Below are 14731 nucleotides of genomic sequence, written 5' to 3'. Positions count from 1 at the left end.
TTAGTCATAAAAAATGCCCATCTTTGATGGGCATTTTTTATGGGTTTTGAGTCACTTTTATTGTGTAAATTAGTAATTGCTTAAGGTGATCATTCTCTAAGATTTGGCATTCAAGGTAAGAAAACACTGTCGCTTATTTTCGGTTTAGGTAGACTAATTTTAAACATGCATAAATAAAGCATGAATTTAAATTAGGAGTCTATCCATGTTCTGTATTCAGTGTGAGCAAACCATTCGTACACCCGCTGGCAATGGTTGTAGTTATTCCCAAGGTATGTGTGGCAAATTAGCGGCAACCTCGGATCTGCAAGACTTATTAATCTACATGTTGCAGGGTGTTTCCGTTTATGCGGTAAAAGCGCGCGAGTTAGGCATTGTAGATTCTGAAGTCGATACTTTTGTTCCTAAAGCTTTTTTCTCAACCTTAACCAACGTCAACTTCGATGATGAGCGGATCATTGCTTATGTACAGCAAGCTGCAACACACCGTGAAAATCTAAAAACAGCCTATGAAGCCGCTTGTGAAAAGAGCGGGAAAACGGCAGAGCAGATGCCGCCAGTCGCGCAGTTAGTGTTAGGCACAAGCAAGCTTGAAATGCTGTCTCAAGCACCTATCGCGTCGCTAAATAAAGACAAAAATCACATTCATGAAGATATTTTAGGACTTAGATTACTCTGTTTATACGGCCTTAAAGGTGCGGCCGCTTATATGGAGCATGCGCGTGTACTAGGTAAAACCGATGCTGAGATTGCTGCGGATTTCCATCAAATCATGGCGTTTCTCGGTGAACCGAGTGTTGATGCAGATAAATTATTCTCCACTGCGATGGAAATTGGCCAATTAAACTACCGCATTATGGCTTTGCTTGACGCGGGCGAGACCGAAGCCTTTGGTCATCCTGAACCGACAGTCGTCAACACTAAACCGGTAAAAGGCAAAGCGATTCTGGTTTCTGGCCATGATATGAAAGACTTAGAGCTTATCCTTGAGCAAACAGCGGGCAAAGGCATTAATGTTTATACCCATGGCGAAATGCTGCCCGCACTTGCATACCCAGCCTTTAAAAAATACCCCCATTTAGTGGGTAACTATGGTAGTGCATGGCAGAACCAGCAAAAAGAATTTGCCAACTTCCTTGGCGCTGTGGTGATGACATCTAACTGTATTATTGACCCGAATGTGGGCCAATATAGCGACCGTATCTTTACCCGTAGCATCGTAGGTTGGCCTGGTGTGACTCATGTAATTGGGGATGATTTTTCAGTTGTGATCGACAAGGCTCTCTCACTTGATGGTTTCCAATACGATGAAATTCCACACAATATCACCATCGGTTTTGCCCGAAATGCCTTAATGGCTGCCGCCCCAACAGTAGTTGAAAATGTGAAAAACGGTTCTATCAAACACTTCTTCTTAGTCGGAGGTTGTGATGGTGATAAGTCGGAGCGGAGTTATTTCACCGATTTAGCGAAATCGGCGCCAAAGGATTCCGTCATCCTGACCTTAGGTTGTGGTAAGTACAAATTCAACAAGTTGGAATTTGGCGATATCAACGGTATTCCGCGCTTACTCGATATTGGCCAATGTAACGATGCCTATTCGGCAATCCAGCTAGCTATCGCGCTATCACAAATCTTTGAATGCGATATCAATGAATTACCATTGAATCTCGTGCTTTCATGGTTTGAGCAAAAAGCCATTGTCGTGCTGCTGACGCTATTGTCGCTCGGGGTGAAAAATATCCGTACAGGCCCAACGCCACCGGCATTTTTAACTGCAAACTTAGCCAAGATTTTGGAAGAGAAATTTGGCTTGCGTAATACCACCACAGTGGAAGCCGATCTTAAGACCATGCTAAACGTAGCCTAGGTCGATTGATAGCATAGAATCACTGCGGCTTGACGATAAGGCCGCAGTGTTATGGATACAAAGATTATGAATATCAATACCCTACCCGATATCACTTTATCCTCCACGCCTGCGCGTCAAGACAGTTTCAGTCAGTTAGTGTGTGTGGAACGTTGGAACGAAACCGCTGATGTGGTGAGTTTTCGCTTTCAAGCGGGTGAGCCGATGAAGTTTGATTATAAGCCGGGTCAATTTATGACCTTAGTGCTAGACATCAACGGTGAACAGGCTTGCCGCAGTTATACCTTATCTTCGACGCCGTCCCGACCTTACTCGTTAATGTTGACCATTAAGCGGGTTGAGGGAGGACTCGTATCGAATTATCTGATTGATCATCTACAGCCAGGACAAATGGTACGAGTCCTGCCGCCAACAGGGCAGTTCAATCTGTTTGATATTTCAGCCCAAAAATACCTCTTTTTGAGCGCAGGTTGCGGTATAACACCTATGTATTCGATGTCGCGTTATTTGACCGATACCCAAATGAATGCCGACATCGCTTTTGTACATAGCGCGCGAACTCAAGCCGATATTATTTTTAAAACTTCATTAGAGACCATGGCTACGCGCCATCGAGATTTTAAACTGCGTTATATTGTGGAGAATGTCACCACTGATACGGTTTGGCATACTGAGGAAACATTACACGATATCGGCTGTTTAAGTGCCAATAATCTACGAGATTTAGTGCCTGATTTTGCCGAGCGAACCGTATTTTTGTGCGGGCCAGAGCCTTATATGCAGGCCGTGAAAAAGATTCTGACTGATCTTAACTTTGATATGAGTAAGCTGTATCACGAGAGTTTTGCTACCGCAGTGAAAGAAGCGCAAAGCCGAGTCAAGCAAGCTGAAATGCAATCAGCAAATCAAGTTAATGCCAGCGCAAGCTTTATGTTATCTATTGGGGATAAAAAGCGGGCCTTAACGGCAGAGCAAACGTTACTTGAGGGGATTGAAGCTGAAGGTTTACCGATTATTGCGGCTTGCCGCTCGGGTGTATGTGGCGCGTGCAAATGCCAAGTGCTCGAAGGGGAGACTGAGTCAACTAGTAGCATGACATTGACGCCAGCTGATATCGATGCCGGATATGTGTTAGCCTGTTCAACTAAGCTTAAGTCGGATGTAACGCTGTCGTTGGGCTAATATTGAGTTGTTTGAGCCATCCTTAACGGAAATATTTTGGTAGCGTAGTTGCGATTATATCGCTGAGAACGTAAGGTTAAAGACAAGGGCGGAGTTCACGCCCAGTCTCATCGTCCGGCTGGAGTCTCTCAATGACAACGACAACCACTTATGCCGCAAAAATTGAAGATCGCAGCTTAGGCCATTTACTTTACGCCTTAATGTCCGGCTTTCCGTTGTTACTGCTTCCTGTGCTGCTGAGCTTGTTTATTAACTTGTCTCAGCGACACTCTCAAGGCAATGCGGTGCTAGCTTCGCACCTGCGTTGGCAACGCCATTCTAATATGATTTTTTTAGGACTCTTAATATTAGGTTATTGCTTGCCGATTACTTGGCTTAGTCTTTCGATTTATCTCTTTGGTATTATTTGGTTTTGTCATCGGATAATTAAAGGCTGGTTAAGTCTATTGGATGGTTTAGAAGTCTAAAACTTGTGCTAGAGTCTTTTCATCTTAACGAGATAAGAGGCTCTAATGTCTAGTTATCAAATTCTGTGTATTCTCTGTGCGTTAGCCTTAGTCACCTCAGTGGCATCTTCACGTTTACATAAGCTGCAAGAAACCGTCGCCATTACCGCATTAGCATTGGGCATGAGTCTGTTGCTATTGTTGGCGGGTAAAGCACTTGGCGGTAATGTTTATGGTTACTTTGTGGCAGGGCTGGAGAAACTCGACTTTCAAGCCTTATTGCTCAATGGCATGTTAGGTTTTCTCTTGTTTGCTGGGGCATTACAGATCCGCTTAAAAATCTTAAGGCATCAGAAATGGGAAATCCTCATCCTTGCCTTCGTCAGTACCTTGCTCTCGACTTTTATCGTCGGTGGTTTGCTTTACTACATAGCTCCCATGTTGGGATTGCCCTTGGCCTTAAGCCATTGTTTGCTCTTTGGCGCATTAATTTCACCCACAGATCCGATTGCCGTATTAGCCATTTTGAAGAAGATGGGCGCGCCCGAAGATATTGCTATTCAGGTGGAAGGGGAGTCGCTCTTTAACGATGGCATTGGGCTGGTGATTTTTGTGGCCATCTCCCATCTAGCCTTTTCAACTGAGCCGCTGACCTTCACGCAAATCTCGTTATTGTTTGTTCAAGAGGCGCTTGGGGGCATCGTTTATGGTGCAGCGCTGGGTGTATTGTTGCACCATTTCTTTCGCTACTGTGAGGAAGAAACCCAATTAATGCTGGTCACTTTACTGATCCCCACCGCAGGTTATGTGATGGCAGAGGTATTAGGTGTGTCGGGGCCGCTGGCGATGGTGAGTGCGGGGATGATTATCGGCAACTACAGCGTGCCTAAATATTTTGTGCGCCATGAGCGGGTAAAACTCTATACTTTTTGGTCGTTGATTGAATCCTTCTTCAATGCGCTGCTGTTCCTCCTGCTGGGATTATTACTCCTGCTTGTCACCTTTAAAGCGCCATTATGGTGGTTTATGCTGCTGGCTATTCCGCTGGTATTAACGGCGCGGGCGGTGAGTGTGTTTTTGCCCTATATCGGATTTAGGTTGGTTAAGTCTTACAATCCCTATGCCGAGTCGATACTTATCTGGGGTGGGCTCAGAGGCGGTTTAGCCTTGGCCATGGCGATGAGTTTACCCGAGGGCGTTATTATCGATTCACAAAGCAGTGTCGAGCTGCGAGAGCTACTGCTCGTGATGACCTATGCCGTGGTGGTGTTTTCAATCCTAGTGCAGGGCTCGAGTATGACGGGGTTAATTCGCCGCAGTAATGCGGTGGCAACAGATACCAATAGCCAGATTGCGCCTGAGCGAACCTAGCCCTGCTGCGTTTAAGCTTGAGGCCTAAAATCCTAAAAGCCCTAAACAAGACAGCCACGATATTCGTGGCTGTATGTTCTTTGGTATCGTTATTCGCGCAAATTAGCGATATAACTCCCTGACGACCTCGACCATCAGCGCCAGTGTGTCATGTGCTTTATCTTCTTCGAGGGAGCAATTCAGCACTAGACCATCGGCTTTGAGCTGTTTAATCCCTTGAGTTTGCAGTAGCAGCGCATCTTCGCTGATGGCATAACAAGGATTAATCACTATAGGGAGATGACTGTTGGCCTTGATTTGGATGAGGCTTGCTAAATCCAAAGTGGGTAAGTTGGCATTGTTATAGGTACGAATGCCCGAGTCACATAGGATAAGCTGTTGGTTACCTTGGCTTAAAATCGTCTCCGTTGCCGCCATAAACTCCTCATAGCTTGCCATATCGTGACGTTCGAGGAATAGCGGAATCGGCAGGGTGCCTGCCTGAGTCAGCAAGGCCTGATTAAACATTTGTTTGCCCGTTAAGAACAACATATCCGCATGGCCTGTCGCCAACGGCATATCCGTCGCCTGTTCGATGGCAATAACACAAAGCAAATCATACTGATGCAGGGTTTGGCGCAGCTTAGGGATGATGGCTTCTGCTGAGGCGAGCGAGTGGCATCCGTCTAAAATCACCGCTTGGAAACCCGCTTCTTTTAGCTGTTTCACTCTGCGCTCAAAGGCGGATAAGACGGTTGGTGACGACTCTAACAGCAGGCTTTTGCTCAGAGTCATCTTGGCAATAGCACCAAGATGGCCTGCGCCAATGGTAAAGGGGCCGCAGTGAATTTCACTCGCCTGCGCCTTATAAGCCTTAGTGTAACGATAGGGAGATGACTTAGTGCTTACTTCACTGAATACTTCGGCTTTAGAGGTATTAGGTTCAATCAACAATTGGCTATTGCTGAGTTGTGTCGGTTTTACGGTTTCGCAGGGGTAACACCCCAATACTTTGATAAACCGCGTGATCCTCTCGAGCTGTTTGAGCCCTTGCTGCATGGCTTCGCTGGAAATATTGGCATCGATATCCAGATAGAACATTTCTTCCCACGGTGTGCCAGGAATAGGGCGAGATTCGAGTTTGCTCATATTCAGTTGATGCGCCTTGAGCACCAATAGGGCTTCAACCAACGCACCCGCCTTTTGGCCTGTGGCCATAATCAGGGTAGTTTTTGCGGGCAATTGCTCGGGTACGGCTACGGCTTTTCGTGCCACAACAATAAAGCGGCTTTGGTTAATCTTTTGATTGGCAAGGCCAGACTCAATTGACTCGAGTTGGTACAGCGCGCCACCTTCTGTGCTACCAATCGCAGCGGCGCTATTGTCGGTAGACTGGTTGACCTTCTCCATGGCCTCGGCGCTACTTGAGCAATATTCCAGTCTTAAGCCTTTGTGCTGGCTAAGATAGCGGCTGCACTGACTGATGGGCTGCGGGTGAGCATAAACAGTTTTGATATCGCTCAGTTTGCTGCCCGGTTTGCCCAATAGACAATGGCTTACTTCGATAGTCGTCTCGCCCACGATGGAAAGACTGGTATGTTGCAGTACGTCATACACTTCGTTGATTGAGCCGGACGAAGTGTTTTCTATCGGCAAAAAGCCATAGTCGGCGTGACCTGACTCAACGGCTTGGACTATCTCATCGAAACTTTGGCAGCCTAAGTCGAGCATCTCAACCTGACGACGTTGGCAATAGCGAGACGCGGCAAGGTAAGAGTAGGAGCCGCGGGCGCCAAGGTAGGCGATACAGTATTGTTGTTTTTGCGTTTCAGGGTTCGCGCGGCCGTGAAGATAAGCCTGTTGATTCAGTACCGAGTCTTCGATAATGCTTTGATACAGCGAGATAACATAATGCGCATCTAAGCCTTTTTCTCGTCCTGCCATCACTAATCTTGCCAGCAGTTCTTTTTCCCTTTGGGTGTCACGAATGGGTCTCACATCCACTTCTTTACTGCGGGCCACTTCAAGACTTAAGCGGCGACGTTCGGCGAGTAACGAGAGAAGCTCATTGTCGAGCTGGGTTATTTGCTCTCGAGTGTGATTTAAAGGCTGTGGTTTTTGCATTCTGACCTCATTTGCCGCCGGATTCTCAAGCGTTTAAGACGAAAAAGCCTCCCAGTGGGAGGCTTTGGATTTTTACTTTCGTTTTTACACAGTAAATCCGCCTCCTAGAGTGGGGGTGTAAAAAAGAAAGTAAAAAACGCTAAGGTATTTGTTTTCATAGGGACTAAAACTAAAGGGCGAGGGCGTGGCTGTCAATCAAAAAATATTCAATAGCAGTATTCTTTCACATCTCGGTTGTTAACTCTTCTCACGCAATCAAATTGAGTGAACAGATAGTTAATCGCATTAGTCTCAGTGGCATTTCGCTTTCTTTGCTGCATAAAAAAGGCGAAGAAATGTTTCTTCGCCTTTTGGTCTTGTTAGGGATTATTCGCCTAATTCGACGCCAGCACGGTTGATCAGGAACTGAGTCAAAATCGGTACTGGGCGGCCGGTTGAACCTTTATTGGCACCGCTGTTCCACGCCGTACCTGCGACATCTAGGTGAGCCCAGTTGTACTTTTTCGCGAAACGCGAGAGGAAACAAGCCGCCGTAATCGCGCCCGCTGGACGACCACCTAAGTTGGTCATATCCGCAAATGGGCTATCGAGCATATCTTGGTACTCATCCCACAGTGGCATGCGCCATGCGCGGTCACCACTTTGCTCACCAGCATTGAGTAGCTCATGGGCGAGTGGATTGTGTGATGAGAACAGGCCAGAAGCATGTTTACCTAAGGCAATCACACATGCACCAGTGAGTGTTGCGGTGTCGATTACCAGTTCAGGGTCGAAACGCTCAACATAGGTCAACACGTCACACAATACTAGACGGCCTTCGGCGTCGGTGTTCAGAACTTCAACAGTTTGCCCTGACATGGTGGTTAAAATGTCACCTGGGCGGTAAGCGTTGCCCGATGGCATGTTTTCACAACCTGCGAGAATACCGACGACGTTGATTGGTAGCTTCATTTCACAAATGGCTTTCATGGTGCCGATCACACCAGCAGCGCCACCCATGTCGTATTTCATTTCATCCATGGCTTCGCCCGGTTTTAATGAAATACCGCCTGAATCGAAGGTCAAGCCTTTACCAATCAATACGATAGGTTTTTCCGTGCTATCGACGGCACCCTTGTATTCCATCACTGTCATAATGGATTCATTGGCGCTGGCGCGGCCTACGGCAAGGTAAGAGTTCATGCCGAGTTTCGCCATTTGCTCTTCACCTACAGTTGATACATGTAGATTTTCGTGAACTTCGGCCAATTGGCGAGCTTGAGAGGCTAAATAGGCTGGATTGCAGATATTTGGCGGCATGTTAGCCACATCGCGGCATAAATGCATACCGGCAGAAACGGCCATGCCGTGCTCAATCGCGCGTTCACCTAAGGTTAATTCGCGACGTGTTGGCACATTAAATACTAATTTACGCAGCGGACGACGGGTCTCACCTTTACGGGTTTTGAGCGCATCAAAGCTGTATAAACTGCTATTGGTGGTTTCGACCGCTTGGCGAACTTTCCAATAGGTATCGCGACCTTTAACGTGTAACTCGGTTAAGAAGCATACCGCTTCCATTGAACCTGTTTCATTTAAGGTGTTGATGGTTTTAGTTATGATCTGCTTGTACTGGCGCTCGTCTAGTTCTCGTTCTTTGCCGCAACCGACTAACAGCACTCGTTCACTCAATACATTAGGAACGTGGTGCAGTAATAACATCTGCCCAGGCTTACCTTCTAAATCGCCGCGACGCAGTAGATTACTGATATAACCTTCGCTAATCTTGTCTAATTGCTCGGCGATACCGGATAGACGGCGGGGTTCATAAACACCGACAACGATGCAGGCTGAGCGTTGTTTTTCGGGGCTACCGCTCTTTACGCTAAACTCCATGAGCACTCCTAGATTCTTAAAGACAAATTTTTATATTTATTGGATAATGTCTGCTTGTCCCGAAAAGGGCCTAAGTTATTACTCCAAAGGTGATTTATTCTCGGCACTTGAGTCACGTTTTTGTGAAAAAGCCGTGACATTTAATGTAAGCCAGGAACCCCTGAAGTTGGTCAGAAAACTACCAAAAGTAAACAGTTTACATGAAAGTTAGTCTGTTACCAGCAAAAAGATAAGTTTAGAGACCGGATCCTACCTGTGATTGTATTTAGATACCTTATTCGAGAAGTTTTAAAGGCGCAAATTGCGGTACTTTTTGTACTGTTAACTATTTTTATTAGCCAGCATTTCGTGCGCATATTAGCCGACGCCTCAGACGGTGAATTTCCCGCTTCTCTTATCGCCACCTTGATAGGCCTTAATTTACCCTATCTGGTTGTTCTGGTTTTACCTTTAAGCTTATTCCTTGGGATATTAATGGCCCATGGTCGCATGTATGCCGAGAATGAAATGGTCATTCTGCACGGTGTTGGTGTGAGTGAATGGTATGTTACCCGAGTAACTTTGATTCTCGCCGTTATTAACATGTTGTTTACTGGGTATTTATCCCTTTATGTTGCGCCTTGGGCGGAGGAGCAACAAAACCAAGTGCTGGAGAAAGCACAATCTGAAGCAGGCCTTGCCGCGCTCGTGCAAGGGCGTTTTCAGGCCAGTCCCAATGGCCGTGCGGTACTGTTTGTCGAACGCATTGGCAAGGATAATGAGCTTGAAAAAGTATTTGTGGCCCAACTCCCCGATCCAAATGATGAAATAGGCTTAACCAATGTGGTTGTGGCTAAGGGGGGGCGCGTTAATGAAGATCAAAATGGCTCACAGCAGTTACAACTCAATGATGGGGTGCGTTATCAGGGTAGCCCACAACAAAAAGACTACCAAATGATTGAATTTGGTGGCTATAAGATGCAAATCAAAGAACAACAGGTCGATGAACGTCGCCGTAAACTTTCAGCTTTACCGCTGGCAGACTTGATGAAAGTAGAAGGTTCTGAAGCCGTGGCTGAGTTTCATTGGCGTCTAGCAATTCCGTTGGCTATTCCTATTATGACCTTAATTGCAGTACCTTTGGCTCGGGTCAATGTGCGACAAGGCAAGTTCGCCAAAATGCTCCCCGCTGTTCTCTTGTACCTAGGTTATTTTGGTCTGATGGTTGCGGGTCGTAAAGCGCTGCAAGATGGCGTTATTCCACAGTATTTAGGCATGTGGTGGATCCATTTGTCGGCACTGATTATGGGGATTTTACTGCTCGGTAAAGACAGGCCCCTATTTGCCCGTTTATCAGCGGCAATGGCGCGTAAAAAGGTGGCTGCATGAAGATTTTAGACCTTTATATCGCCCGAGTTTTATTAAGCACCTCGGCGTTATGTTTACTGGTGCTGACAGGTTTGTCGGGCATTATTAAGTGGGTGGACCAACTGCGTTTAGTGGGCCGCGGCACTTACACTATGATGGATGCGGGGATTTATGTGCTATTTCTGGTGCCCCGCGATATTGAAATGTTTTTCCCGATGGCTGTGCTGTTAGGTGCCTTGATCGGTATGGGGATGTTAGCCTCTAATTCGGAGCTTGTCGTCATGCAAGCATCGGGCATGTCGCGTTTGCAGATCACGCTATCGGCGATGAAAACTGCAGTGCCGCTGATGCTGATGGTAATGGCATTGGGTGAGTGGGGCGCTCCAATTGCGGAGCAAAAGGCTAATGAACTTCAGGCCATCAAACTCTCCGGTGGCAGTTTGATTAAATCTCACCGAGGTATTTGGGCAAAAGATGGTGATTTGTTCGTGAATATTGGTGAAGTTGCGGATATCGATAAGCTCAACAATATCACTTTATATAAGTTTAACAGTGAGTTAAAACTCACCAATGTCGTGCATGCTAAAAGTGCGTTATTTAGTAAAGATAGTTGGCATCTCTCGGATGTTAAGCGTACCGATTTAAGCTACGACGAAGTGAAACTTGAGCATTTAGATGAAGATATTTGGCGCTCAAGTTTAACGCCTGACAAGCTCAGTGTGGTATCGGTTAAGCCTGAGGCCTTATCGATACGCGGCTTAATGGGATACTTAGAGTATCTTAATAGCAATAGCCAAGACCCAAGTCGTTACGAATTAGCCCTTTGGCGCAAGGTGATGCAGCCTGTTACCGTAGGGGTGATGATGCTGGTGGCGTTATCCTTTGTATTTGGACCGTTGCGGACAGTGACTATGGGGGCGCGGGTGTTACTCGGGGTGGTTGCTGGATTTAGCTTCTATATCAGTAATGAGATATTTGGCCCCATGAGTATCGTTTATGAACTACCTGCGTATGTCGGGGCAATGGCGCCAAGTCTACTATTTACGGGTATTGCCTTTTACTTTATCCGGCGGTGATAAACGCGGGTAATAAAAAACGACGCAATGGCGTCGTTTTTTATTGGGACAATTTTATAAGCGACTAAAAGCTAAATTTAAGCGCCATGCCAATTACGCATTTGGTTAGCTTCTTTGGATAACACGACTACTTCAGAACGGGTCATCATATCCTGCAGTGCGAGTTTATCGTCGTTGATAAGCACCCACAGATTACCAATACCAAGTAATGACCACACAATGCGAGCGTAAGCGGTGATAAGGCTTAGATTTTGGCCGTTTGGGTGCTGGATCTTAAGGCGCCAGGCGCGCATCCCGAGGGTTTGGCCGCCCTTACTCCAAAAAAGCGCATAAAAAGTACCTACGCAGAGCGCTAACCAAAGTTGATAAATCCCATGGTAAATCGGTGTGCCATTGAGGGCGTCGGACACATGCTCAAAGCCATTCATGCTAACGAGGCCAGAGGCTGTGAGTCCAAAAAAAATACCAAAGCCAATAGCGCCCGAAAACATATATACGGCTACCGCTAGCAGTAGGTCATAGATCATTGCCCCTAGGCGGCGAAAGAATCCGGCGCGGGGAAAGTTGGCATGTTCAGCATTTAACATCGGCGATCCTAATTCTAAATGGATAAATGACGATAAGGTTTAGGCTTCGGGTTCTTCATCACGTACAAAGTGGATATTGCTAAACCCAAAGCGAGCAAATTCGACTTTGCGATAATCTTTTTCAGCCTTGGCGCCTTTGCGTGAGGTCATGGCAATTTGTTGCTCCATCGCCAGAAACTTGGTTAAGTCTATACCTTCGGCCTCCGCTACGGCCTCGTATAAATCGTGGTGTTTAGCATAACTAAAGGCAATGGTTTTCGTCTCACCTTTGAAGGTGTAAGTCACTTGACGCGCCATGGTTTTCTCCTGAAATAAGTCCTGAAATGGTTCTGAAATTAATTAAATTCGCTTCTAAAAATAAAATACACCGCACCGAGGATGCACAGACCCGCCCAGAGATAATCGAGTTTGAGTGGTTCCTTCATGTAGAAGTAGGCGAAGGGCACAAACAAGCTTAAGGTAATGACTTCCTGTAGGATTTTTAATTGTCCGACATTCATCACTGTGTAGCCGATACGGTTAGCCGGCACTTGCAGAAGGTATTCAAACAGGGCGATGCCCCAACTGACCAAGGCAGCGATAATCCAAGGCTTTGAGCCTAAGGACTTTAAATGTCCGTACCAAGCAAAGGTCATAAAAATATTGCTAAGACAGAGTAAACCGATAGTCGTCAGGGTTGGATTCATCATTCTTCTCGATGATTAAGTTTATAAATCATGTACATGGCATCATCAGTGTAGCTAGCAAGGCATTTCTCTATGGCTTTAGGTTTAAAGCCCATTTTGCGCCAATAGCTATCAGCGCCTTGCACTGCCACTAAGGAGAGGGAGCTCAAGTTAAAGCGATCGGCAAGCTGCTTTAGACGCATTAAGGCTTTAGACCCCGCGCCTAAACCTTGAGCCTTTGCCGATATCGCAATATCGTGCAGATACAAAGTATCGGCCTTAGGTAAATGGATGATTGGCTCATAAAGTGCGGGAGGCATATTGGTGGTCCAAGGATGAGCAAGACAATAGCCCACCACTGAGTCATTTACCTCAAATACAAAGCAGGATTGAGGTGAGACGTGCCACTTGCTTTGCAATACATGCAGGGGTTCAGGATCCAGTTGAGAATAACATTCTTCCTGGATCTGTAAAATAGCATCCCAATCCTGTGGGGTGATTGCACGCAATAACATGGTCGACCTTTTTCCGTCCAAAACAGTTTGAATAAATAAGTCCGGGATTATATACCCAAATCGCAGCAAAAGCTTTGAAACTCCGATAGTGATGCGATTGCGCCAAGTCTAAGCGCTAGAGTGTTATTGCCAACGCTTTATGACCTAGCGCTACTGCATTTAGCCCAAATAGCGTTGAGTTAAATGCTTAGCCAGATATTGACTGTTTAACGGCTCGCCTGTGGCTTGAATGATGAGTTCATCCGTTGTCAGTAATGAGCCTTTGGACCAAATATGGCTTCCAAGCCAGTCAAATACTTGGGATAACTGCCCATTATCGATAAGGTTTTCAATAGGGCCTAAACTTCGCTCCATTGCAAAACGGCACTGAGCAGCATACATGGCGCCTAGGGTATAGCTAGGGAAATAGCCAAGTTCACCGACTGCCCAATGGATATCCTGCATACACCCATCGCGATAGTTACCATCGGTATTGATCCCGAGCAGTTGTTGCATCTGGCTTGACCAAAAGTCGGGTAGATCATCCACACTCAAGCTACCGTCGATAAAGGCTTTTTCGGCCTCAAAGCGCAATAAAATATGGCAAGGATAGGTGACTTCATCGGCATCGACGCGGATAAGCCCTGGATTGACGCGGGTGTAGTGTCTTGCCAAGTCTTGGGCGCTGAAATCGCAGCCTAAGTGCTGTTTAATCAGTGGCTGCAATTGCCGTAAAAACGCGGGATTGGCACCGAGCTGCATTTCACAAAATAAGCTTTGGCTCTCATGGACGCCCATGGAACGAGCCAGTCCTGCGGGTTGACCGCGCCATTGTTTCGGTAAACCCTGTTCATAACGGGCGTGGCCAGTTTCATGCACTATGCCCATGATAGCGCTGCTAAAATCGGCTTGGTTATAGCGCGTCGTAATGCGCACATCACTCGGTACACCGCCACAGAATGGGTGACTACTGATATCGAGCCTGCCATGGTTAAAATCAAACCCTAAATAGGCCATCACATCGAGGCCAAGGGCTTGCTGCGCCATGATATCGAAGGGGCCGTTAAGCTTAAGTGTTGGCTCACCGGCTTGTTTTTCGAGTACATTTTGGATGAGCGTGGGTAGCCAAATTTTTAAATTACCAAAGGTTTGCTCAAGCTTGGCGGTAGTCATGCCAGGCTCAAATTTATCGAGCAGGGCATCATAGGGGGAAATATTTTGCGCTTGAGCGCGGATTAAAGCTTCTTCCCTCGCAAGGGCGATTATCGCCTTAAGATTAGGTTTAAAGCCTTGCCAATCATTGTTTTTACGTTGCTCACGCCAGGCATTTTCACACTGATAGGCCATCTTGGTTTTGGCTTGAACCAGCTCACCCGGCACTAGAGTCGCCTGTTGATACTGATATTGCATTTCCCTTAGGTTGGCGTGTTGTTCTGAGGTAAGCGCTTCTTGCGCGGCAAGAGCGAGATTATCACCAAGGTGAGGGGACGTTTTAAGGGTATGGATATGCAATGCGAGTTCAGCCATGGCATCGCCACGCTCACTGCCGCCGCCCAAGGGCATCATTGCTGCCTGATCCCAATCACCTAGCGCACTAAAATGTTCAAAATGTGAAATTTTCTGAAAATGCGCCATAAGTTTATCGTAACTTGGCGTAGGTTGTTTGGTGTTCATAGCGGTATCCATAGACTCAATCTTAAGGTGCGGTCGTTATC

General features: G+C 46.5%; 13 protein-coding genes and 1 other annotated feature. Of the genes, 6 read left to right on the top strand and 7 right to left on the bottom strand.

Features of this window, described 5'->3' with window-relative positions; genetic code table 11:
- Positions 1 to 205: 205 nt before the first annotated feature.
- From hcp to IEY09_RS02215, 4 genes are all read left to right on the top strand, one after another.
- The gene (gene hcp / locus IEY09_RS02230) at positions 206 to 1870 is read left to right on the top strand and encodes a hydroxylamine reductase (RefSeq protein WP_188869689.1); all 1665 of its coding nucleotides are present in this window, start codon (positions 206 to 208) and stop codon (positions 1868 to 1870) included.
- A gap of 51 nt (positions 1871 to 1921) precedes the next feature.
- Complete coding sequence (locus IEY09_RS02225; RefSeq protein WP_188869687.1) at positions 1922 to 3052, top strand: FAD-binding oxidoreductase; 1131 nt, start codon at positions 1922 to 1924, stop codon at positions 3050 to 3052.
- Positions 3053 to 3183: 131 nt separating this feature from the next.
- On the top strand, positions 3184 to 3519 hold the full coding sequence (locus IEY09_RS02220) for a hypothetical protein (RefSeq protein ID WP_037425417.1): 336 nt from the start codon (positions 3184 to 3186) through the stop codon (positions 3517 to 3519).
- A gap of 45 nt (positions 3520 to 3564) precedes the next feature.
- Positions 3565 to 4869: a cation:proton antiporter gene (locus IEY09_RS02215; protein ID WP_188869685.1), complete on the top strand. Its 1305-nt coding sequence runs from the start codon at positions 3565 to 3567 to the stop codon at positions 4867 to 4869.
- A gap of 102 nt (positions 4870 to 4971) precedes the next feature.
- On the opposite strand, the gene IEY09_RS02210 is transcribed toward IEY09_RS02215, so the two are convergent.
- Together IEY09_RS02210 and pepA are read right to left on the bottom strand one after the other, a co-directional pair.
- On the bottom strand, positions 4972 to 6972 hold the full coding sequence (locus tag IEY09_RS02210) for a chorismate mutase (RefSeq protein ID WP_037415647.1): 2001 nt from the start codon (positions 6970 to 6972) through the stop codon (positions 4972 to 4974).
- Between the two features lie 37 nt (positions 6973 to 7009).
- Positions 7010 to 7128, bottom strand: a sequence feature (Phe leader region).
- 210 nt (positions 7129 to 7338) lie between these two features.
- Positions 7339 to 8847: a leucyl aminopeptidase gene (pepA, locus tag IEY09_RS02205; RefSeq protein ID WP_047538030.1), complete on the bottom strand. Its 1509-nt coding sequence runs from the start codon at positions 8845 to 8847 to the stop codon at positions 7339 to 7341.
- A 255-nt stretch (positions 8848 to 9102) separates the two neighbouring features.
- Between pepA and lptF the strand changes: the two genes are divergently transcribed.
- Complete coding sequence (gene lptF, locus IEY09_RS02200; RefSeq protein WP_037415652.1) at positions 9103 to 10215, top strand: LPS export ABC transporter permease LptF; 1113 nt, start codon at positions 9103 to 9105, stop codon at positions 10213 to 10215.
- Positions 10212 to 11270: an LPS export ABC transporter permease LptG gene (lptG, locus tag IEY09_RS02195; RefSeq protein WP_037425424.1), complete on the top strand. Its 1059-nt coding sequence runs from the start codon at positions 10212 to 10214 to the stop codon at positions 11268 to 11270. The genes lptF and lptG overlap by 4 nt, the downstream gene beginning before the upstream one ends.
- Positions 11271 to 11347: 77 nt before the next feature.
- Here the strand turns inward: lptG and IEY09_RS02190 are convergent, their stop codons facing one another.
- The 5 genes from IEY09_RS02190 to IEY09_RS02170 all read right to left on the bottom strand — a co-directional run bounded on the left by IEY09_RS02190 (position 11348) and on the right by IEY09_RS02170 (position 14690).
- Positions 11348 to 11857, bottom strand: coding sequence for an RDD family protein (locus tag IEY09_RS02190; protein WP_069454493.1), 510 nt, complete (start codon positions 11855 to 11857; stop codon positions 11348 to 11350).
- A gap of 39 nt (positions 11858 to 11896) precedes the next feature.
- Complete coding sequence (locus IEY09_RS02185; RefSeq protein WP_011071581.1) at positions 11897 to 12154, bottom strand: DUF2960 domain-containing protein; 258 nt, start codon at positions 12152 to 12154, stop codon at positions 11897 to 11899.
- Between the two features lie 38 nt (positions 12155 to 12192).
- Positions 12193 to 12543, bottom strand: a complete 351-nt coding sequence (locus IEY09_RS02180; protein ID WP_037415674.1) for a DMT family protein — start codon at positions 12541 to 12543, stop codon at positions 12193 to 12195.
- Complete coding sequence (locus tag IEY09_RS02175; RefSeq protein ID WP_188869682.1) at positions 12543 to 13037, bottom strand: GNAT family N-acetyltransferase; 495 nt, start codon at positions 13035 to 13037, stop codon at positions 12543 to 12545. The genes IEY09_RS02180 and IEY09_RS02175 overlap by 1 nt, the downstream gene beginning before the upstream one ends.
- Positions 13038 to 13196: 159 nt before the next feature.
- On the bottom strand, positions 13197 to 14690 hold the full coding sequence (locus IEY09_RS02170) for a carboxypeptidase M32 (RefSeq protein WP_373290336.1): 1494 nt from the start codon (positions 14688 to 14690) through the stop codon (positions 13197 to 13199).
- Positions 14691 to 14731 lie beyond the last annotated feature (41 nt).

Source organism: Shewanella xiamenensis, from assembly GCF_014647135.1.
Classification (GTDB): Bacteria; Pseudomonadota; Gammaproteobacteria; order Enterobacterales; family Shewanellaceae; genus Shewanella; species Shewanella xiamenensis.
This window is presented reverse-complemented; position numbering and strand designations above follow the sequence as displayed.

Bases quoted from the DNA above. Each gene is read 5' to 3' on its own strand.
- hcp (WP_188869689.1), top strand. From the start codon at position 206: ATGTTCTGTATTCAGTGTGAGCAAACCATTCGTACACCCGCTGGCAAT.
- IEY09_RS02225 (WP_188869687.1), top strand. From the start codon at position 1,922: ATGGATACAAAGATTATGAATATCAATACCCTACCCGATATCACTTTA.
- IEY09_RS02220 (WP_037425417.1), top strand. From the start codon at position 3,184: ATGACAACGACAACCACTTATGCCGCAAAAATTGAAGATCGCAGCTTA.
- IEY09_RS02215 (WP_188869685.1), top strand. From the start codon at position 3,565: ATGTCTAGTTATCAAATTCTGTGTATTCTCTGTGCGTTAGCCTTAGTC.
- IEY09_RS02210 (WP_037415647.1), bottom strand. From the start codon at position 6,972: ATGCAAAAACCACAGCCTTTAAATCACACTCGAGAGCAAATAACCCAG.
- pepA (WP_047538030.1), bottom strand. From the start codon at position 8,847: ATGGAGTTTAGCGTAAAGAGCGGTAGCCCCGAAAAACAACGCTCAGCC.
- lptG (WP_037425424.1), top strand. From the start codon at position 10,212: ATGAAGATTTTAGACCTTTATATCGCCCGAGTTTTATTAAGCACCTCG.
- IEY09_RS02190 (WP_069454493.1), bottom strand. From the start codon at position 11,857: ATGTTAAATGCTGAACATGCCAACTTTCCCCGCGCCGGATTCTTTCGC.
- IEY09_RS02185 (WP_011071581.1), bottom strand. From the start codon at position 12,154: ATGGCGCGTCAAGTGACTTACACCTTCAAAGGTGAGACGAAAACCATT.
- IEY09_RS02180 (WP_037415674.1), bottom strand. From the start codon at position 12,543: ATGAATCCAACCCTGACGACTATCGGTTTACTCTGTCTTAGCAATATT.
- IEY09_RS02175 (WP_188869682.1), bottom strand. From the start codon at position 13,037: ATGTTATTGCGTGCAATCACCCCACAGGATTGGGATGCTATTTTACAG.
- IEY09_RS02170 (WP_373290336.1), bottom strand. From the start codon at position 14,690: ATGAACACCAAACAACCTACGCCAAGTTACGATAAACTTATGGCGCAT.